Raw genomic sequence first — 19,234 nt, 5'->3', positions numbered from 1 at the left:
GGTGGCTGATGGCTAATTTTCCAGAATATTCCGGAAAATTAGCCATCCAAAGTGGTAGGATTAAATTGTGAATTTTTACCACCAAGATGCCGAAAAAATATGTCACCCCGAAAGAAGCGCAAGCAATTCTCGGAGTCTCTGAGAAGACCCTGCGAAATTGGGACAAACAAGGAAAAATACGTGCAATTAGAATTCCCTCTGGACATCGCAGGTATGACATATCCTCGATTGACGGAAAGAAAAATAGAGCCAGGATCATCTATGCCAGAGTCAGCAGTCACAAGCAAAAAGCAGACCTTGACCGGCAAGCAGATTACCTACTTTGCCTCTACCCAAGAGCCGAAGTCATCAAAGAAATCGGGTCAGGACTCAACTACAATCGAAAAAAATTTAAAGCCATTCTGGAACGAGTTATGTCAGGAGATGTCGAACAGCTTGTGGTCGGGCACAAAGACAGATTGGCAAGATTTGGATTTGAGTTGCTCAAATGGATTTGCGAACTCAACCATACAGAACTCGTGGTTTGCAACAACACAGAACTTAGTCCAGAAAGAGAAATGGTGGAAGACATACTGGCAATCGTTCACGTCTTCTCTTACCGACTCTATGGACTCAGGAAATACAAGTCTCAAATCAAAGAAGATCCGGGTTTACCCTGAAACCGAATTAAAGATGACTTGGCGCAAGTGGCTGGCAGCTAGCAGATATTGCTATAACGCCGGAATGGCAAGATTACGCGATACTTATTTTGAAGGGCTTAAATTACCTAGTGCTTATGACTTGCGTCAGGTGGTGATGTCGAAGATCCCGGAATGGGTAAATTCAACTCCCTTTAATTTGCGTGGAGCGGCGGTGCTCGACGCTCATGCCGCCTTTAAAAACACTCCCAAAGAACACAAGCTGAGGCCAAAGTTTCGGAGTTGCCGTCAACCCGTTTCATCCTTTAAGTTACAGTCTCAAAACTGGAGAGGGGGTACGACCTACCCAACGCATAAAACCGAGTCAGGAATTAAGCTAAAGGAGCTAAAAGTTAATGCCAGTGAAGAAATACCAGCAGCGATTCCGAGCGATTTTAATGTCATTTTGGATCGAGGTAGATGGTTTATAACCTACACCGTCGAAGAGGAAGGGCTGACCAATCCTCATCAACAGGCGATCGCCCTAGACCCTGGAGTGAGAACTTTTTTGACTGGTTTTGACGGCAACAAGGTCATTGAACTAGGCAACGGCTCAATCTCGCGCATTGTCAAGCTCTGTAAGCGTTTAGATCGGATTCAGTCAGAAACTGCTAAAGCTAAAGGTAGAGACAATAAGCGCAAAAGATTCAAGCTAAGAAAGCTGGCTCGGCAGCTAAGAATAAAAATTAGAAACCTGGTTGATGAATGTCACAAAAAGACTGCTGCTTTCTTGACCTCTAATTACTCCCAGGTCATTATTCCCGACTTTAAGTCATCGTCTATGGTCTACAGAGCCAAGCGAAAGATTAACCATAAAACAGCACGTTCTTTGCTCACTTGGGCGCACTACCGCTTTAAACAGAGGCTGGTTCACCAAGCGGTTAAACGAGGCTGCCAGGTAATAGAAGTCACGGAAGAATATACAAGCAAAACCTGCTCAAAATGCGGGCAGATTCACAATCGGCTAGGCGGTTCTAAGAAATTTATCTGCCCCAATTGCTCCCATAGAATCGACCGGGATGCTAATGGCAGTATCAATGTCTTCTTGAAAACAATCTCTGGCAATTAGCCAGAGCCAGGTAAGATAGCACCTAATACACAGTATTACTAGGTTTTACCAGTAATTACCGGGTTAAAGACTATCTGTCTTCTTTGGAATTCGTTTACCCATAAAAAAACCCTAGAACAAACATCTAGGCTAAAAACCAGGGTGCATCTACCCTTTCCGGTTGAATCCAGTTGGGCCTCCCCGCAGGTCTGGCAATGGAAACTTACTTTTTTTTGGCATGACACGAACTGTTCTCCCTTCCCTCGAAAACTCTAGCGAAACCCCTCTCGCCCCCGCCGTTTATATTGTCGGGGCCGGTCCGGGGGATCCGGATTTGCTAACGCTGAAAGCTTATAAAATTTTGTCGCGGGCAGATGCGATCGTGTTTGCCGATTCCCTCGTCCCCCGTCAGGTCTTGGAAGGGGTTCGCCCGGATGCGGAACGCATTCCCACGGCGAATAAAACCCTCGAACAGATTTTACCGATGATGGTCGATCGCGTCCGTCAAGGTAAATCGGTGGTGCGTTTGCATTCGGGAGATCCGAGCCTCTACAGTGCAATTTTCGAGCAAATGCAAGCTTTAGCCGAAGCGGGGATCGCTTTTGAAATTATTCCCGGCATTAGTGCCTATCAAGATGCCGCCGCTAAATTGGGGGTCGAGTTGACCGTCCCCGGATTGGTGCAAACGATTATTCTCACTCGGATCTCCGGTCGCGCCTCGTCGGTTCCCGACACTGAGGAACTCGCCTCTCTGGCGGCCCATCGCGCCAGTTTGTGCCTCTATTTGGCGGCTCGCCACGTGCGATCGGCTCAGGACAAATTGATGCAACATTATCCTGGGGACATACCCGTCGCCATTTGTTATCGCCTCGGCTGGCCCGACGAGCAAATTATCCGGGTTCCCTTGCGAGAGATGGCGCAAGCGACGGAAGCGGCGAAGTTAGAACGGACGACGATGTACGTGATTTCTCCCGCATTGGCGGCGGGTCGCAGTCCGGAACTGGAGCAAGAGTCCACCGCGCGATCGCGTCTTTACCATCCGGAACACACCCACCTATTTCGTCCCCGTAAAGAGCAAACATAATACACTAAACACTAGAGTAGAGAAAAATTGGGTAAAGCCTTGCTAGACGAACAAGCTAAAAAAACTATCCTCCGCAAAATCCCTCACGGACTCTATATCTGCGGGGTTCAAGAAGGCGACAACGTGAACGGATTTACGGCCAGTTGGGTCATGCAAGCTTCGTTCCAACCGCCGTTAGTGGTCAATTGCGTCAAAAGCGATTCCGGTTCTCATGCCATGATTAAGGCGAGTGGGGTCTTTGCGTTGAGCGTGTTGGAAGCCAACCAAAAAGAGTTAGCCCAGAAGTTTTTCAAGCCCCAACGCCGGGTTGGCAATAAGTTTGAAGATGTCGAGTTTTATTTGGGCGAAACGGGCTGTCCGATTATCTCGGATTCTCTCGGTTACGTCGAATGTCGCGTGGTCGGTTCCGTGGAAAAAGGCGATCACACGGTTTTCGTGGGAGAGGTTGTCGCTGCAGGCGTCCACCGGGAAGGCGAACCGTTGTTGTTAGAAAGTACGGGCTGGAATTACGGGGGCTAAGTCTCAGCCGTCGCCCGTCCCCCCTCTGGAGGGCGAAAACCTTACCCGCTTGGAGTTGGCAAGTCCGTAGCGCCCTCTCGACGATCGCCCTCGACGATCGCCAGGATTAGAAATGACAAAACTCTGAGTTGGGTAGACGATCTTCTAGGGCGAAACATCAATATTTGACTGCGATTTTTGTGAGTTGTTCGATCGAGATCGATTATGCCTTTAATTAAAGTTAAAACCTCTGTTAGCGAACCGGATCGAGCGCAAGTCGATGCCTTGCTCAAAGACCTTTCGGCGAGCATGGCCAAGCATTTTAGCAAGCCGGAATCTTATGTAATGACGGCGTTAGAAGCGGGCGTACCGATGACTTTTGCCGGTTCGAGTGACGAACCCGTTTGTTATTTGGAAGTCAAAAGTATTGGTTCGATGAGTTCGGCGCAAACTAAAGCAATGAGCGATGATTTTTGTCAGAAAATTAATGCGGCTTTGGGGGTGCCAAAAAATCGGATTTATATTGAATTTGCCGATGCTAAAGGGTCGATGTGGGGCTGGAATAGTTCGACGTTCGGTTAGACGATCGCCCGCGACTGAAATGAGAACGGCGATCGATCGCGCCGAGTCAATCAGCATTCAAGGGGAAGGCGATCGGGATCGGATTTAAACGCGATTCCGATCGCCTTGAAAGGCCATTTCGCGATCGCCGCTACGGTGCTATCCATTGGCTGCTGCAACGATTGATAAGCAGCCGATGGATAGCATTTTTATTCGGTTTGCGAGCGCCAGTTTGAGGAAGCCGCGATCGCCCGTCAGTCAGGCCGTCCAGGCTTCAAAATCTTCTTAAGTTGAAAAGGCTTAAAATCTAAAATCTAAAACTCTAAAATCTAAAATCTAAAACTCCGTAGATTAAGACGGCGATCGCCCTCAAAAGTTTCCTCAAACGAAGCGATCGCGCGATCGTTTTTCAACAGCAATCTCACGAGCATTTTTCCTGAAATTCTATCGCCGGGACGTAACAGTAGGTGGCAGCCCTATTTTTTGGAAAATTCTCGTGCGTTATGCGTGTATCCAAAACTGCAATTTTAACCTTGGCCGTCTTGATTGCCCAAGGTTTCTTATCTAAAGCGAGTGCGGAAAATAACCCGTCCTTCTCGCCGGAGTCCCGCCACAATACGAGCGAGTCTTCCCGACAGGAAGTGACAGAGGCGCCCGTACCTGTCGTGTCGATCGCCCCGGCGCAAAGTTTCGCCGTCGAACCGAATTGGAGTCATTCGCCGCGATCGGCGCCCGATCCCCCCGCCGCCGCGAACGATACAGCCTCCGTCGCGGTAGCGTCCGAATCCCCTTTACCTCCGGACGATTTAGTCAGCGCCGAGGATCCGGCGACTGAGATTCGCTCCCGTCCGTCCGCACGCCGGATCGCCCCGTTGAGCGATCGCTACCGACAAGGGAACGAGGGCGATTCCCAGAAGATCGTCGCCCAAGCCACCACGAACCCGCTTCCCGTGGCGGAAGTCGTCCCGCCAGACGATCGGATGAGAAGCGGACCGTCTTCGGCGTATCGCATGAGAAGCGAACCGTCTTCGGTGAGTAGGGGCGGTTCGCGAACCGCCCCTACTCCCAGCGTCTCTCCCTTCACACGAGAGTCCGGGCCGCGAGTCACCTATATCGACAACCCCCAACCCGCCCCGGCGAAACAATTACAGCAATCGCCCACGGCGAATGTCGTTCCTTCCGATGCGGAGGTCGATAACGTCCAACAACGATTGAGATCGGTGGAAGTCATCCCAGTGGAACGGGACTTCTATCGCGGATCGCCTTCGATTACGATCGTCAACCCGCAAGCGTTCGGCGCTGACGATTTCACCGGATTTGTCAATGCGACTTTCCAAACTGATACCCGTTACGGTAACGATAGCGATCTAGACGGGGCGATCGGGGTCGGCATCGGTTTGGGAGATGCCACCGAAGCCGTCGGGGTCGAAATTTCCTATGCTTTAGCCAGTTTGGGAACCAACCGCGACTTTGGAACCGGGGGATTTAACGTCAAAGTTCACCGCCGCTTACCCGAAGATTTCGCGATCGCCGTCGGTTGGAACGGCGCGCTCAATCTCGGCGACGAACACGACTTTAAAAACTCATTTTATGCCGTCGGCAGTAAGATCTTCCGCTTGCGCGAGGATATTTCCTTACCGTTAAGCCGTCTGGCCCTCAGTGCGGGGGTCGGTAACGGACAATTCCGCACCGAAGACGACGTAGACGACGATCGCGATACCGTCGGCGTCTTCGGGAGTGCGGCTTTGCGCGTCGCCGAACCCGTGAGTTTGATCGTGGAATGGACCGGTCAAGATTTGGCGATCGGTGCGTCCTTAGTCCCGTTGAAAAACGTTCCTTTCGTGATTACCCCGGCAGTGCGCGACATCACTGGCGCCGGAGATGGCGCCCGCTTTGTGTTGGGAACGGGCTTTTCCTTCAAGTTCTAATTCTTGTTGCTGCTATCGGAGAAGCATTTATGCGACCTATTAAATTTCTGGGGTGGGCGATCGCCTCTTGCGTTCTCGTCGGTACCTTGGCATCGTTATCCGCGATCGCCAACCCCCCCAATCAATCTGATATTACCGGAACTCATATTTGGAACAACACCGTTCCCCAACTCGGGGGCGAAACCTCCAGCATCGACCCTCAAGTGCTAGCGCGCGCTTCCGAACTCGCCTCGGAAATTGACAGCGCCAAAGCCGATTACGAAGCCGCCGAACGCGCCGCCGCCGAAGAACCCCGCCGCTTTGCCCGCCGACAATCGCGAGCCGAATGCGTCAACCCTTATGCCGAACGCCTCAATCGTCTCGTGGAAGAAGCTCGGGTATTTCTCGACAGTATCGACGAGGAACAAGCCAACATCCTCAGAGGCGGACCGGAATCGCGACCGTGGTAAGGCTGATGCGTTCCATCCCTTCCGTATACCCTCGATTCGCTTTTGCTCAGGAGAAGTGACCGGATTATGCAACTATTAGGATCTATAGGATCTAAACGTGGCTTGAAAAGCCGCCCCCTGCTCTGGGGAGCGATCGCCGGAATGTTACTCGGCAGTTTTTCCGGCCCGGCCCAAGCCCGCGATCTATTTGGCAATGGCGGCATTGAATTTGATGTCGATACGATCGTCGAATTTGAATTTGCCGAGTCTAACGGGGCGTTTCAATCCACCTTTGGGGTCATTAATTTAGAGACCGGGGTCAAAACTCCCTTGCTCGTCGAAGTCAAACCCTCAGACCGCGCCCAAACGGTGGAACGTCCCTCGACCTACACCGACGATACCGGACAATCCCAAAGCCAGGACTTTTTGGGAACTCCCGGCAATACGGTTCCCCAACCCTTAGTCGAATTCGAGTTTGAAGCCAATACTCGTTATGCTTTCTATCTCGAATCGAGCTACAACGGCAGACCCGTTAATTTGTTATATTCCACCGACGCCCAAAATCCCAACAGCCGCCGTCAGGCGGAGTTTCGCGGCGATTTTTCGGCCCTCGCCAACGGTGAAGGCGCGCTCATTCGCTGGGACGATACCGGAGAAGCCCTCGTTCGCGCTTCCGACCAAGACCGCGACTTCGACGACTTTATCGTGATCGTCGGAGGTTATCAGGACTGTCCTTACGACGAAATCAGTGAGTTCGATTCCTCCACTTCTCGTTAGGGAAGGGGAAATGTTGAGATCGATCGCGGGTCCTCTACTGGCGGCGAACCACTCCTCTCGATCCGATCGCTTGCCTCTCTCGCAAGAGGAGTTTGCCGTCAGTGACCCGCGCCGATCTCAAGGGGTTTCAAGTGCGAGGCGAGAACGGGCGATCGCCCGGGTTCCTCAAACTTTGAAATTCTTCACAAAATGATAGCCTGTGATAACATCTGGATGATTCGAGACGGCTAATGCCTAGGCTTGATTAGGCGCTGGCCCCGTGGTGGTGGAGGAGAATTCCAGGAGTGCAAAATAAACGCATGTCAGCGAGGCAGTCAACACCCTACCCGCAACGAACCCAATCGGAACCCCTCCGCATTGGGGTAATCGGGGTGGGGAACATGGGACAGCATCATACCCGCGTTCTGAGTCTGTTCAAAGACGTTCAATTGGTCGGTGTCGCCGATATTAATGTCGAACGCGGTTTGGATACGGCGAGTAAGTATCGAATTCGTTTTTTTGAAGATTATCGGGAATTACTTCCCCACGTGGATGCGGTTTGCATTGCCGTACCGACTCGCTTGCATTACGAAGTCGGTATGAATTGCTTGGAATCGGGAATTCACGTTTTAATCGAAAAACCAATCGCCGCCAGCATTAACGAGGCGGAGTTGTTGGTCAATGCGGCTGCCGAATTCGGCTGCATTCTCCAAGTCGGTCATATCGAACGTTTCAATCCGGCGTTTCAAGAACTGAGTAAGGTTCTCAAAACCGAAGAGTTACTCGCTCTCGAAGCCCATCGCATGAGTCCGTATTCCCATCGGGCGAACGATGTGTCGGTAGTGTTGGATTTGATGATCCACGATATCGATTTACTTTTGGAGTTGGCTGCAGTTCCGGTGGTTCGCTTGACGGCGAGTGGCAGTCGGGCGTGCAAGGATCGACCGACAGCTTCTCCTTATTTAGATTACGTGACGGCAACGTTAGGATTTGCGAACGGGATGGTCGCGACGTTGACGGCGAGTAAGGTGACCCACCGCAAGATTCGCTCGATTGTCGCCCATTGTAAAAATTCTCTAACCGAAGCGGATTTTCTTAATAATGAAATCTTAATTCACCGCCAAACGACGGCGGATTACATGACCGAATACGGTCAGGTTCTCTATCGACAAGATGGGTTAATCGAAAAAGTATATACGAGTAATATCGAACCGCTTCATGCAGAGTTGGAGCATTTTGTCAACTGCGTTCGCGGCGGTCACCAACCGTCGGTAGGGGGCGAACAGGCGCTCAAGGCGCTGCGGTTGGCGAGTGCGATCGAACAAATGGCCCTCGACGGTCAGATGTGGGATACGGAATATCTCAGTTGCGTGCAGCCGCGATCGGTTCCGGTCTAGGGAGTCGGGAGTCGGAAAAATCCTTGCTTCCGTTGGTCTTTTGGCTTCAATTGGAGAGCTTCGATCTCAATTCTAAAATTCTTTCGGCGAGAGAGCGACTGACGTACTCGTTCCCTTTGGGGCTGAGATGGATATGGTCGCGATAGAGGGTAGCGGGGTTGTCGATCGCGTTAAAGGGTTCGAGGAAGTCGAGATAGGGGATGTGGCGCTCTTCACTCAAGGTCTGGAGGCGCGATCGCAACGTCCATTCGTAATCGCGCGGACCGGGTTCGCCGAGTTCGCGACGCAGGGGCGTCAGAGCGAGTAAGAAGTAAAGATCGCGCGCGATCGCGATCTGATGGATGTGGGCGATCGCCTCCAAGTTGATCCCGACGAGATCGCCGCTTTCCTTCGGTAACTCCGGAAGGGGCGGACGCGGTAGAACGTAGCGTTCGAGCAATTCGCCGATCGCCCCGATGGGTCGTCGGATCGGGTAGTTGCGATCGACGCCGACGAGTTGGGGTGTCGGGCGGCCCCCGAACAAGTCGTCCGTATTGAGCAGCAAGACTAAAATGCGGGCCCCAAAGGTACCAAAGCGCCGCAAGTAGGCCAATTCGTTGCGCGGTCCCCAAGAATTTGCCGAAGCGTTCAAGACTTCCGTCTGCTCCAATTGACGAGTCATGAGGGCGGAAATCGTCTGTTCTTGGTCGGTCCACCAACCGCCATTGGCGACCGAATCGCCCAACAGCAGCACGCGGGTCGTTCCGGGAGCTGGAACGGGGGCGATCGGACCCGAGCGCATAGAATACTGATTAATTTCAATCCGACGACCAAAGCGGCGCACTCGGGCGTCGGGAGCGAGCAAATAGCCGATCTCGTCGTCGGGAAGGTACAGGGGAGGATTGCCCAATCCCAGTCCCCAGCGCAAGCTGACTTCCAAAACGAGCAATGCAACCGTAAAAAGCGTCAGTAGGATTGCCAGTACGTTCACGGCGTCGATTCTCCAGAAAGGGCTAGCCTCGGGCCCGCGTCGTGGCCAGTTCTTGGTAAAATGGAAATTCCTTAACTCGTGGGGAGTTTTAGGGGCGATCGATCCGGCGCTCTATGCGAAGCATGAACGTCGGGATACATCAATCCCTCATGCCTGCCCGGCGGGGTCGCGAGAAGCCCCTTCGGGTCTACGATGCCCCCAAAGCAGGTAGATTCGGGAACTTCTCGATCGCGTCCCGGATCGGTTCCGCACTAGGATATCCCCCGTTCCTGCGCGTTGCGTTTTAGCTTGTCCAATTCTTGCTGAGTCAGCCGAACCCCAAACCGCCTCTCGCCAGAGCTGTAGCCTATTTGTGCTACAACAATTCTATCAGCTAACCACTGACTAGATTGAGAGTGAATGTCAGGCTTGGCCGAGACCTCCAAATTCTGGGAACGGGATCGAACCTTGACAACCGAAGTTAGGGGGTTAAAAATAGGGTTTAAATTTCTACCTAAAGTTTCTTAAACTTACTCACTTTTTATGCTAAAACAAAGATCTGAGTAAGTTTAGAAGGACCGAAGCCGCAAAAATCGCGGATTTCACCATCTCCATTGTTTTCTGCTAGTCTTTATGGTAGCTGAAGTTAGCCGAACAAAAAGATTGTTGAGGAGTTAAAAAAAGTCAGTGAAAGGCTTTAAGACCAAACTAGACTTAAATAACCGACAACGAACGCTGATGGCGAAACACGCAGGAGTCGCTCGACACGCTTGGAATTGGGGACTGGCTACCTGTAAGGAAACATTAGAAGCCGGAGGTAAACTCCCGAGTACTATAGACTTACACAAAAGATTAGTCGCCGAGGTAAAAAGTCAGAATCCTTGGTACTATGAGGTTTCCAAATGTAGCCCTCAAGAAGCGTTGCGTCACCTCAATCAAGCGTTTAAGCGAGTTTGGCAAGTCAAAGAAACAGGTTTCCCTAAGTTTAAAAAAAAGAATGTCAAAGAGAGTTTTTACCTGGAAGGAAGCATTAAAGTTTCCGGTGATTGGGTGAAGCTACCTCGGATCGGTTGGGTAAAAAGCCACGAACAGTTACCGCCAGTCCATCCCAAAAACGTCACGATAAGTAAACGAGCAGGGGACTGGTATATTGCCTTCAAAATTGATTTTGAACCATCCCCCCAACCCCCCTTTGAAAGGGGGGCGAAGGGGGGATAGAGAGCGGATTGGGGTAGATGTAGGAATCAAAACTCTAGCGACCCTGAGCGATGGTAAAATCTATCCCAATCCGAAAGCTTATCGTCAGGCTCAGAAAAAACTGGCCAAACTCCAGAAAGAACTAAGTCGCCGTCAAACAGGAGGTAAAAACCGAGAAAAAACTAAAGTCAAATTAGCTAAGGCCCACCGACGCATCGCCGATATTAGAGCCGACTATTTACACAAGTTAACAACTTACTTAGCCAAGAACCACGGCGAAGTAAAAATTGAAGACTTAAATGTGTCAGGGATGCTCAAAAATCACAAGCTGGCTGGTGCGATTGCGGATGGTGGGTTTGATCAGTTCCGTCGTCAGCTTGAGTATAAATGCGAGTGGTATGGGAGCAAATTAACATTGATTGACCCGTGGTATCCCAGTTCGCAGATCTGCTCTAACTGCGGACACCGACAAAAAATGCCCCTGGACCGAAGACAGTATGATTGTCCGAACTGTCACGTCTCCATAGATCGTGACTTAAATGCGGCAATTAATCTAGAAAACGCGGAGAGCTCAGCCGTGTAAGCCTAGTGATGGAAAGGTCTCGGAAGATCCAAGCTAGGAACTAAACATCATACACTTAAGTTTGAGTAAGTTTTAGAGAGCGGTTCCATCCAGAAACACCGAGCGATGGTCGGTGGCTGTGGGTGGGTCAAACTTCGCAGTACAAAGGCAAGCTTTTGTCACCACGCTGTACCCAGGGACTCTGGGAAGGGGAAACCGCCTGTCAAGTCGATCTGTCGGGGTCAGACCAGCTATGGTTTGGCTAGATAAGTGGCGTGGGGCAGGAATGCCCAACCGTGAGGTTGGGAAGCCCGCGCTCTACCCGTAAGGTCAGCGCCGGGAGGATGTCACTTGAGCCAACTCTACTGCCGCGTCTACATTCTAAAAACGTGGATTTAACTCAAATCTTCAAAACCCCGAATCCGATTATTGGTGTCGTCCACTTAATGCCTCTGCCCACCTCGCCGAGATGGGGAGGCAATCTCAATGCAGTCATTGAGCGAGCCGAACGAGAAGCCACGGCCCTCGCCTCGGGTGGCGTCGATGGCATTATCATCGAGAACTTTTTCGACGCTCCGTTTACCGCCGGACAGGTCGATCCCGCCGTGGTCAGCGCGATGACGCTGATCGTGCAACGGGTCATGAATTTAGTGACCTTGCCGATCGGGATTAATGTATTACGCAACGACGCTCTGAGTGGGTTGGCGATCGCCTCGTGTGTGGGGGCCAAATTTATCCGAGTCAACGTTTTGACCGGAGTGATGGCCACCGATCAAGGGTTGATCGAAGGACAAGCCCACCAAGTCTTGCGCTACCGACGGGAATTGGGGGCCGATGTCAAGATTTTGGCGGACGTTCTAGTCAAACACGCCCGTCCGTTAGGTTCTCCCAACCTCACCACTGCCGTGCAAGAAACGATCGAACGCGGTTTGGCGGACGGGATTATCCTCTCGGGATGGGCGACGGGCAGTCCGCCGACTCTCGAAGATCTCGAACTGGCGAGGGCTGCCGCTCGCGGAACCCCTGTCTTTATCGGCAGTGGGGCGTCTTGGGAAAATATTTCGACCCTGATGCAAGCGGCTGACGGGGCGATCGTGTGCAGTTCGCTCAAGCGTCACGGCAAAATCGACGAGCCGATCGATCCGATTCGAGTCGGTCAGTTTGTCGAAGCCACCCGCCGCTCGATCGCCAGTTCGTCTTCCGTAGCGGCCCAACGCTCCTCAGTCAAGTTGCATTCTCGCTCGTGATTGCCTCCGACGGGGGAGGACGGGGGCGAAGGTTGCGAACCGTCCCGGCGGGTCGCTCGGGCGGGTTGGCGCGAATGCCCAAGTCAATTCCCAGGCTGCGAACCACGTCGGTCTGGTGGGCTGGAACTTTGCCCACGGGCCGATCTTCAAAAAAAACATGCTAGGGCTGAAATGCTCTGCGAACAATTCTTCAAGGGTGCGACGCTTTTCAAGCTCGGTGTTTCTTGCCAGCTTTTCTCTCGCTTGCCGATCTCGATCTTGGAAGCCGGGCCGTTCCCGGTTCGTTCCCCGGCAATTCTCCTACCGTAAGGTAGGCTATACGAGAATCCCGGGGTTGGTTAGGGCGATCGCCTCGCGAGGTCGAGGGATTGGCGGCACGATCCAAGCTTCACTCGTTAATGGATTCCACGCTCCATGATCCTCAAGTCGCCCACCCCCCCGATTCCCTTGTGGCAACAGGCTGCCGATACCTTCAATCGCCTGCGTAGATTGCTGGTCGTCGCCGGGGGGGTGGGTGGAGTCATCATCGGTTTGCGCGCCTTGGGGCTGCTGCAAACCCTCGAATGGGCCGCTTACGACCAATTATTTTTGTTGCGATCGCCCGACGCCCACGACTCTCGCATCACGATCGTCGGGATCGAAGAAGCCGATTTACAACAACTCCAACAATGGCCAATTTCCGATCGCACCATGGCTCGGGCGATCGAAAAAATTGCCGCTCTCGAACCCCGGGCGATCGGCTTAGATATTTTTCGCGATTTACCCGTCGCCCCCGGTCACCCAGAATTACAACGGGTTTTCGCCCAAACCCCGAACGCGATCGGGATCGAGCAGCTCCCCACACGCTTGCAACCCGGCGTTCCCGCCCCCGAAATCCTCAAATCTCAAGGTCGCGTCGGCTTTAACAACGTCATGCTCGACGACGATCGCAAAGTCCGCCGCAATCTCATCTATTTAGCCGACGAAAACAACAATTGGCAGCAAAGTTTTGCCTTTAAACTCGCCTTGCAATACTTGCAGCCGATGGGGGTCAAAATCGAACGGGTCGGGGTCTATTCCTTTCGTCTGGGGCGCGCGACCTTCAATATTTTTCACGAAAACGACGGCGGCTACGTCCGCGCCGACGATGGCGGCTATCAAATGTTGGCGAATTTTTACGTTCCGCCACCGGGCGATTCTCCTGGGCAGACCCCGGGCGAACCCCCCGCGCGCCGTGGCTACCTGCGCGTGTCCCTGACCGAGGTGCTAGAGGATCGCGTCCCGCAAAGTTGGATGCGCGATCGCGTCGTCCTCATCGGTTCGACCACGACCAGCATTAAAGACTTTTTTGACACCCCTTACACCAGCAGCTTGCTCGATCCCCAAGAACAGGTGTTTGGGGTCGAACTCCACGCCAATTTTCTCGGCCAGATTCTCAGCGCCGCTTTAGACGGGCGATCGCCTTACATCCGAGTCTGGAATGACGCGACTGAAGGGTTATGGATCTTGGGATGGTCCGTGGTCGGGGCGGCGATCGCCTGGAAGTGGCGATCGCCCTTGTGGCTGCTGTGCGCCCTCCTCTGCGCCCTCGGCGTCCTCGGCGGTAGCGCCTTCCTCTGGTTTTTATGGGGGTGGTGGATTCCCTCGATCCCCCCCTTAATCACCCTCCTCGGTTCCACTGGGGCGATCGCCGCCAATATCGCTTACCAAGAAGAAAAACTCAAACGCGCTTTTGCCGAATCCAAAGACTTTCTCAACCAAATTATCAACACGATCCCCGATCCCATCTTTGTCAAAGATAAAAATCACAAATGGATCGTCCTCAACCAAGCCTACTGCGAATTAGTCGGCCAACCCCTCGAAGCCCTTCTAGATAAATCAGAATACGACTTTCTCGATTCCGAACAAGCCCATAATTTTTGGCAGCAAGACGAACTCGTCCTCAAAAGCGGCGAAGCGCACGACCACGAAGAACAATTTACCGATACCCGAGGTTTTACCCATTATTTAGCCACCAAACGTTCCCTGCATAAAGACCCCGCAGGTAACCTCTTCTTAGTCGGCGTAATTCGCGATATCACCGAACGCAAAAAAATGGAGGAACAACTCAAACAAACGGCCCGAGAATTGGCCAATTCTTATGAAGAACTCAAACTATCTCAAGAAAACTTGCGCCATCAAGCGTATCACGATAGTTTGACCGGATTGCCCAACCGCAAATTATTTTACGAACGCTTAAATCAAGCATTAGAATGGGCGAGTTTTAACAATCAATTAGTTGCTATTTTGTTTCTCGATTTAGATGGCTTTAAAACGATCAACGATAATTTCGGTCACGATATTGGTAACTTCGTGCTCGAAGGCGTCGCCAAGCGCCTGACAGGCTGTTTGCGCTCTAGCGATACGGTCGCCCGTCTCGGCGGCGACGAATTTACTGTAATCTTACCGGGAATTCCTCGGGAACAAGATGTTGCCAGTGTCGCTCAAAAAATCATGAGGGCCTTGCTCGTCCCGTTTATTGTCGAGCAGTCGGAAATTGAGGTCACTACCAGTATCGGCATCAGTTTGTATCCTCTCACCAGTGAAAATGCCGACGAACTGACCAAACAAGCGGACGAAGCGATGTATCGCGCGAAACATCGCGGCAAGAATCAGTATGAGTTTTTCTAATTGACGGTGGGTTTAAGGATAAACACGGGGGAGAGCATTGGCGCCATAGCCCTCGCGATCGCGGATTTTAATATTAATTTTTATGAAAATCACCGGAGTTAAGGAGGTCAATTTAATCTCTTTTTAAGCAAGTTTCAAGTAAATTGTAATAAATCTGACCGTTTTCACGCGAAAATTGGAAGAAGCCCTCCAAAAATCCGATTTTGATAACTTTTCTTAGGCTGAGATTGACTAAACGCCGTTTCAATCTGTCAGAGCTGGAAAGTTTTACGTATTTTTACGGAGAGAAATTCGACGGTCGAGAAATGCCTCGGTGGACAGGTCAGTGATCCTACTGATAGACTGGAGCCATAACCTCGATCTTGTCAGTAAGACAGTAGGTGTTATGGTTACTTTGGCAAGAGTTACCAGCACGGGAATTTTATTAACGAGTTTTCACCTCCTGGCTGTTGTAGCTTTCAATACAACTACACCTCTAGACGGTCACTTTGCGGTTGAAGAGCAACTCGGTGCTCCCGTTCCCCTTCTTGTGGCTGAAGAATACGAACCGCCTGCGGACAAAGGAAACCCGGACGGGACGGGTGGCGCGGGGACTCGTTGCATTTTGTAGGCCGAGTTCGTCGCCTGCGCGTACGGATGCCAGCAGCAGAGGGGTTTTGAGTAAAAAATGCACTAGGGGTGCCACGAAGAGTGTCCGCAGCTCGTTAGGAATCGCCTGAAAGCTCCCCGGGCGCCGCAGAAAGGGGAACGGTACTCCAGAGCCGATTTTTAACGAGGGTGTGAACTTGCCAGGTGGGAAGCGGAGACGGATAATCCAGACGGTAGTGACCGCCACGACTCTCTTTACGGAACGCCGCACTGGTCAGAATTAAGTAAGCAACATCGAGCAAATTGCGAGTTTCACCCCAATCGCGCAAGAGACGGTTGGCCTCGGGAAGTTTCAAGTCGAGGTGACGGGCGGGGGTGAGGTGGAGTAAAGATTGACTGAGGGGCTGGCGGTAGAACTCGGCTTGCCAGGTTTCGATTTGGGCGATCGCCGTGTCCAGCATGGCCTGTCCCCGGCAAATTCCGGCACTTTGCCAGACCAAATGGGGCAAGGCGCGACGCAACTCCCTCAACGTCGCCTGTTGGGCGTCGAGGTCGCCGAGTTCGTCGGCGGTGAGGGTACCGCTTGCGGTGCAAGGGTCTTTCCCTTCGGGAAATTCAATTTCAACCTGGGATAACTGAGCGCCGAAAACGATGCATTCGAGTAAGGAATTGCTGGCGAGACGGTTGGCGCCGTGAACCCCCGTGCTGGCGGTTTCGCCGACGGCGTAGAGTCCGGGAATGGAGGTGCAACCTTTTAAATCGGTCAGGATGCCACCCATCCAATAATGGGCGGCGGGGGCGACGGGAATCGGTTGAGAAAACGGGTCGATGCCCCATTTCTGGCAAACTTGGACGATATTGGGAAAGCGACGGCGAATTTTGGCGGCGGGAATCGGTCGCAAGTCCAGCCAGACGCGATCGCTAGGCGACGCCGGAGGCGGATCGCGCGGGTCTCGTTGCGAGGGGTCAGGGGGTTCGTCGGTCGGTCGATCGCCGTCGGCGAGATGCCGCAGGTGCAAGAAAATGGAGCGACTGACGACATCGCGGGGGGCGAGTTCTCCCGCCGGGTGGTAGTCGAACAGAAAGCGGTAACCGTTGGCATCGACGACGTGAGCGCCTTCGCCGCGAACGGCTTCGCTGATCAGGAAGCGGGGGGCGCCGGGTTGGGTGAGGGCGGTGGGATGAAATTGAACGAATTCTAAATCGCGCAAGATGGCGCCCGCTCTCCAGGAGATCGCCACCCCATCTCCGGTGCTGACCGAGGGGTTGGTGGTCTGGGAAAAGACTTGACCGCCGCCGCCCGTGGCGAGGACGACGGCTCCGGCTTTGACCCACCAGAGGCGATCGCCGTAGACGAGGACGACCCCCTGAGTGCGCCCGCTCGTCGGATTCAGCCACAGGTCGAGGGCGAAGGCGCCGGGAATTGCCCGAATGTTGGGACGGCGCAAGACCTGGGCGCTGAGGGTACTGACCACGGCCCGTCCGGTGGTGTCCGCCGCGTGGAGGACGCGGCGTCGGGAATGGGCGGCTTCGAGGGTGAGGGCTAAATCTCCTTGGCTGGCGCGATCGAAGCTGACGCCGAGTTCGAGCAGGGCCGCGACGGATTCCCCGGCTCGTTCGGCGAGGAACTTGACTGCTTCCCAGTCGCACAGTCCGGCTCCGGCTTTGAGGGTATCTTCGATGTGGAGTAAGGCGGAGTCTTCGGGGGCGATCGCCGCCGCCATGCCCCCTTGAGCCCAATCGCTGGCAGATAAGGGCAAACTATCTTTGGCAATCAAGCCGACCTGCAGGGATTCGGGAACGCACAAAGCCGCATACAGTCCGGCAGCTCCTGCCCCAACGACAATGACGTCAAAGACGGGGGGAAACTCACTGTGGGGGAAGTTCTCACCGTTGGAAGAGTTGGCCAATTCAGAATCGCCCCTTATGTTCGAGCAGTTGCACTACGCTAGCGCGCGGTGTTCTTAACCTTAACAGAAATTGGGGTCGAGATCGCCCTTTTCCGGGTCTGGCTGCGATCGCCCCAAAACATAAAGCAAACCGCCAACTACGACGTTGACGGTTTGCTGGAGATCGTGGCTTGAAGCGCTTAGTACAAGCCGTTGTTAATCCGGTCGTCCCCTTCAATTAACGAGGGGGTCGGAGGCGTGACGGTGAAGTTGTCGAGATTCGCTTGCAAGACCTCTTTTTGACGCTCGCTCAATCCGGGCATTTCGAGAACGTCTTCGACCTTGTCAAAAGGGGCGTTGGCCACAATTTTACGGGCGAGGGTGGGGTACATGCCCCGATATTTGCGAAAAGCGCGAACGTTGGTGTTGTTTAAGTCCAGTTTCTGGCCGAATTCGGTAGAGAGTTTGTCATCCACCGGATTGCGATAGGTCGCTTCCGCCAGCAATACGGGGGTTTGCCCATTTGTCGGCATCGTGTTGGCGGCGATCGCCTCTGGCGCTTGCCCCAACCAACCTAACGCACCAATCGCCAATGCCAAAGCCATCACCCAGCGAAACACTCTTTTCATCTTCGATTTCCTCTCTCTCTTATAAACAGCCTTTATCTTCAAGACTACCATTTTAGTTACAGGTTTTCTTTAGATTTGTCGGAGCCCTCGGGGACGATCGCGATTAGCCTTGACCTTTCAAGAACGCATCGAGGGCCGCAAACGACGAAGCGTAAGTCACCGTCGGCGTGTCGTATCCTTTAAGCTGTACGGCGTGGCGATCGAACAGTCCCGCATGTTCTCCCAAGGCGGAAAAATGCTGGTAAGTTTTTTCTCCCAAGGCGATATCTAAACCAATTTCTTTCGTCGCCGACTCCAGCCGAAAGGCGGCATTGACCGTATCCCCCAACGCCGTATAGTCCGGGCGATCGCCCGTTCCCGTATTGCCGACCATCGCATATCCCGTATTGACCCCGGCGCCGATGCGTAAGGGAAACGGGAGGGTATAACGTTGGTTGAGTTCCTCAGTCACGCGCTGGAGGTTGTTGAGGGCGCGAAAAATATGCAGCACTTCTTTATCCGAGACTTCTTGAGTGCTGTGAAACCAGACCGCCATCACCGCATCGCCGATATATTTATCGACCCAACTGCCCTCTTCGCGAATGATATTGCCCGCACAGCGAAACCAGGTCCCGATCAGTTCGGAGAGAATTTTTTCGTCGAGTTGACGGGTCAATACCGTAAAGTTACGAATATCGACGACCATCACCGAAATCAATCGCCGCACGTGCAAGGCCGCCGTTACGGTAAAATCTTGAGAATCTAAATCTTCTGACAGGTCGTCCGGGCTTTCTGAAGGCGCGCGAAACTCGACTTCGGTTTGACCGAAAGTCAGGCGGTCTCCGTGTTGGAGAACGACGGGAATGCTAACGCGCCTTCCATTTAAAAACGAGCCATTGCGACTTCCTAAATCGATTAAATAGAACTCCCCGCTTTCCATGCATTGCAACATCGCATGATTGCGAGAAATCCAACGGTCGCACAGGACCAGGTTATTATCTTCGCTGCGTCCGATCGTCCAGCAACTCCCCTCGACGAGGGGAATTTGACGATCGCCAGAGTCGGTCCGGAGCAGCAGGTGGGGTGTGTTCGCAAAAGTCACCACGGGCTCAGCATCAACGATGGTCGATCCTAACGCTCTTAATTGTAAGAGTAGATGCCAGTCCTC

Annotated in this window: 18 protein-coding genes and 1 pseudogene; 14 read left to right on the top strand and 5 right to left on the bottom strand. The window is 52.9% G+C overall.

Translation table 11 applies throughout. The annotated features are described in order from the left end of the window. The first annotated feature begins 86 nt into the window (after nucleotides 1-86). The 9 genes from HCG48_RS05350 (at nucleotide 87) to HCG48_RS05310 (ending at nucleotide 8,377) form a co-directional block, all read left to right on the top strand. A complete protein-coding gene (locus HCG48_RS05350; RefSeq protein ID WP_168568221.1) occupies nucleotides 87-659 on the top strand; it encodes an IS607 family transposase in 573 nt (190 codons plus the stop codon). Next, nucleotides 607-1,746 (top strand): RNA-guided endonuclease InsQ/TnpB family protein, encoded by a 1,140-nt coding sequence (locus HCG48_RS05345; RefSeq protein WP_168568220.1) that lies wholly within the window; start codon nucleotides 607-609, stop codon nucleotides 1,744-1,746. The genes HCG48_RS05350 and HCG48_RS05345 overlap by 53 nt, the downstream gene beginning before the upstream one ends. Nucleotides 1,747-1,963: 217 nt before the next feature. Then, the gene (gene cobM / locus HCG48_RS05340; protein WP_168568219.1) at nucleotides 1,964-2,809 is read left to right on the top strand and encodes a precorrin-4 C(11)-methyltransferase; all 846 of its coding nucleotides are present in this window, start codon (nucleotides 1,964-1,966) and stop codon (nucleotides 2,807-2,809) included. A gap of 39 nt (nucleotides 2,810-2,848) precedes the next feature. After that, nucleotides 2,849-3,328: a flavin reductase family protein gene (locus HCG48_RS05335; protein WP_168571758.1), complete on the top strand. Its 480-nt coding sequence runs from the start codon at nucleotides 2,849-2,851 to the stop codon at nucleotides 3,326-3,328. Nucleotides 3,329-3,532: 204 nt separating this feature from the next. Beyond that, the gene (locus HCG48_RS05330) at nucleotides 3,533-3,889 is read left to right on the top strand and encodes a phenylpyruvate tautomerase MIF-related protein (RefSeq protein ID WP_168568218.1); all 357 of its coding nucleotides are present in this window, start codon (nucleotides 3,533-3,535) and stop codon (nucleotides 3,887-3,889) included. Between the two features lie 482 nt (nucleotides 3,890-4,371). Continuing rightward, nucleotides 4,372-5,796, top strand: a complete 1,425-nt coding sequence (locus HCG48_RS05325) for a hypothetical protein (protein WP_168568217.1) — start codon at nucleotides 4,372-4,374, stop codon at nucleotides 5,794-5,796. A 29-nt stretch (nucleotides 5,797-5,825) separates the two neighbouring features. After that, nucleotides 5,826-6,245, top strand: coding sequence for a hypothetical protein (locus tag HCG48_RS05320; protein WP_168568216.1), 420 nt, complete (start codon nucleotides 5,826-5,828; stop codon nucleotides 6,243-6,245). A gap of 102 nt (nucleotides 6,246-6,347) precedes the next feature. Beyond that, nucleotides 6,348-7,001, top strand: coding sequence for a DUF4114 domain-containing protein (locus tag HCG48_RS05315; RefSeq protein WP_168568215.1), 654 nt, complete (start codon nucleotides 6,348-6,350; stop codon nucleotides 6,999-7,001). Nucleotides 7,002-7,300: 299 nt separating this feature from the next. Then, nucleotides 7,301-8,377 carry a Gfo/Idh/MocA family protein gene (locus tag HCG48_RS05310; protein ID WP_168568214.1) on the top strand — a complete coding sequence of 359 codons (1,077 nt, stop codon included), beginning with the start codon at nucleotides 7,301-7,303 and terminating at the stop codon, nucleotides 8,375-8,377. Nucleotides 8,378-8,423: 46 nt separating this feature from the next. Here HCG48_RS05310 and HCG48_RS05305 read toward each other — a convergent pair whose 3' ends face one another. Next, the gene (locus tag HCG48_RS05305) at nucleotides 8,424-9,347 is read right to left on the bottom strand and encodes an SGNH/GDSL hydrolase family protein (RefSeq protein ID WP_168568213.1); all 924 of its coding nucleotides are present in this window, start codon (nucleotides 9,345-9,347) and stop codon (nucleotides 8,424-8,426) included. 717 nt (nucleotides 9,348-10,064) lie between these two features. On the opposite strand from HCG48_RS05305, the pseudogene HCG48_RS26785 reads away from it, so the two are divergent. Further along, nucleotides 10,065-11,106, top strand: a pseudogene (locus tag HCG48_RS26785) (RNA-guided endonuclease InsQ/TnpB family protein). A gap of 368 nt (nucleotides 11,107-11,474) precedes the next feature. Further along, on the top strand, nucleotides 11,475-12,332 hold the full coding sequence (btpA, locus tag HCG48_RS05295) for a photosystem I biogenesis protein BtpA (RefSeq protein WP_168568212.1): 858 nt from the start codon (nucleotides 11,475-11,477) through the stop codon (nucleotides 12,330-12,332). On the opposite strand, the gene HCG48_RS05290 is transcribed toward btpA, so the two are convergent. Then, on the bottom strand, nucleotides 12,310-12,468 hold the full coding sequence (locus tag HCG48_RS05290; RefSeq protein ID WP_168568211.1) for a hypothetical protein: 159 nt from the start codon (nucleotides 12,466-12,468) through the stop codon (nucleotides 12,310-12,312). The two genes, btpA and HCG48_RS05290, sit on opposite strands and share 23 nt — an antisense overlap. A 278-nt stretch (nucleotides 12,469-12,746) precedes the next feature. Here HCG48_RS05290 and HCG48_RS05285 point away from each other — a divergent pair, with 278 nt between their 5' ends. After that, on the top strand, nucleotides 12,747-14,981 hold the full coding sequence (locus HCG48_RS05285; RefSeq protein ID WP_168568210.1) for a CHASE2 domain-containing protein: 2,235 nt from the start codon (nucleotides 12,747-12,749) through the stop codon (nucleotides 14,979-14,981). A gap of 385 nt (nucleotides 14,982-15,366) precedes the next feature. Next, nucleotides 15,367-15,591: a hypothetical protein gene (locus tag HCG48_RS05280; protein ID WP_168568209.1), complete on the top strand. Its 225-nt coding sequence runs from the start codon at nucleotides 15,367-15,369 to the stop codon at nucleotides 15,589-15,591. Between the two features lie 94 nt (nucleotides 15,592-15,685). Here the strand turns inward: HCG48_RS05280 and nadB are convergent, their stop codons facing one another. After that, complete coding sequence (nadB, locus tag HCG48_RS05275) at nucleotides 15,686-17,479, bottom strand: L-aspartate oxidase (protein ID WP_168568208.1); 1,794 nt, start codon at nucleotides 17,477-17,479, stop codon at nucleotides 15,686-15,688. Nucleotides 17,480-17,527: 48 nt separating this feature from the next. Between nadB and HCG48_RS26410 the strand changes: the two genes are divergently transcribed. Beyond that, nucleotides 17,528-17,653, top strand: coding sequence for a hypothetical protein (locus HCG48_RS26410; RefSeq protein ID WP_281362080.1), 126 nt, complete (start codon nucleotides 17,528-17,530; stop codon nucleotides 17,651-17,653). A 5-nt stretch (nucleotides 17,654-17,658) separates the two neighbouring features. On the opposite strand, the gene psbU is transcribed toward HCG48_RS26410, so the two are convergent. Next, entirely contained in the window at nucleotides 17,659-18,087 is a 429-nt protein-coding gene (gene psbU, locus HCG48_RS05270; protein WP_168568207.1) for a photosystem II complex extrinsic protein PsbU, read from the bottom strand. Between the two features lie 103 nt (nucleotides 18,088-18,190). Beyond that, on the bottom strand, nucleotides 18,191-19,168 hold the full coding sequence (locus HCG48_RS05265; protein ID WP_511048734.1) for an adenylate/guanylate cyclase domain-containing protein: 978 nt from the start codon (nucleotides 19,166-19,168) through the stop codon (nucleotides 18,191-18,193). Nucleotides 19,169-19,234 lie beyond the last annotated feature (66 nt).

Origin of the sequence: Oxynema aestuarii AP17 (assembly GCF_012295525.1) — a bacterium.
GTDB classification, from domain to species: domain Bacteria; phylum Cyanobacteriota; class Cyanobacteriia; order Cyanobacteriales; family Laspinemataceae; genus Oxynema; species Oxynema aestuarii.
This window is presented reverse-complemented; position numbering and strand designations above follow the sequence as displayed.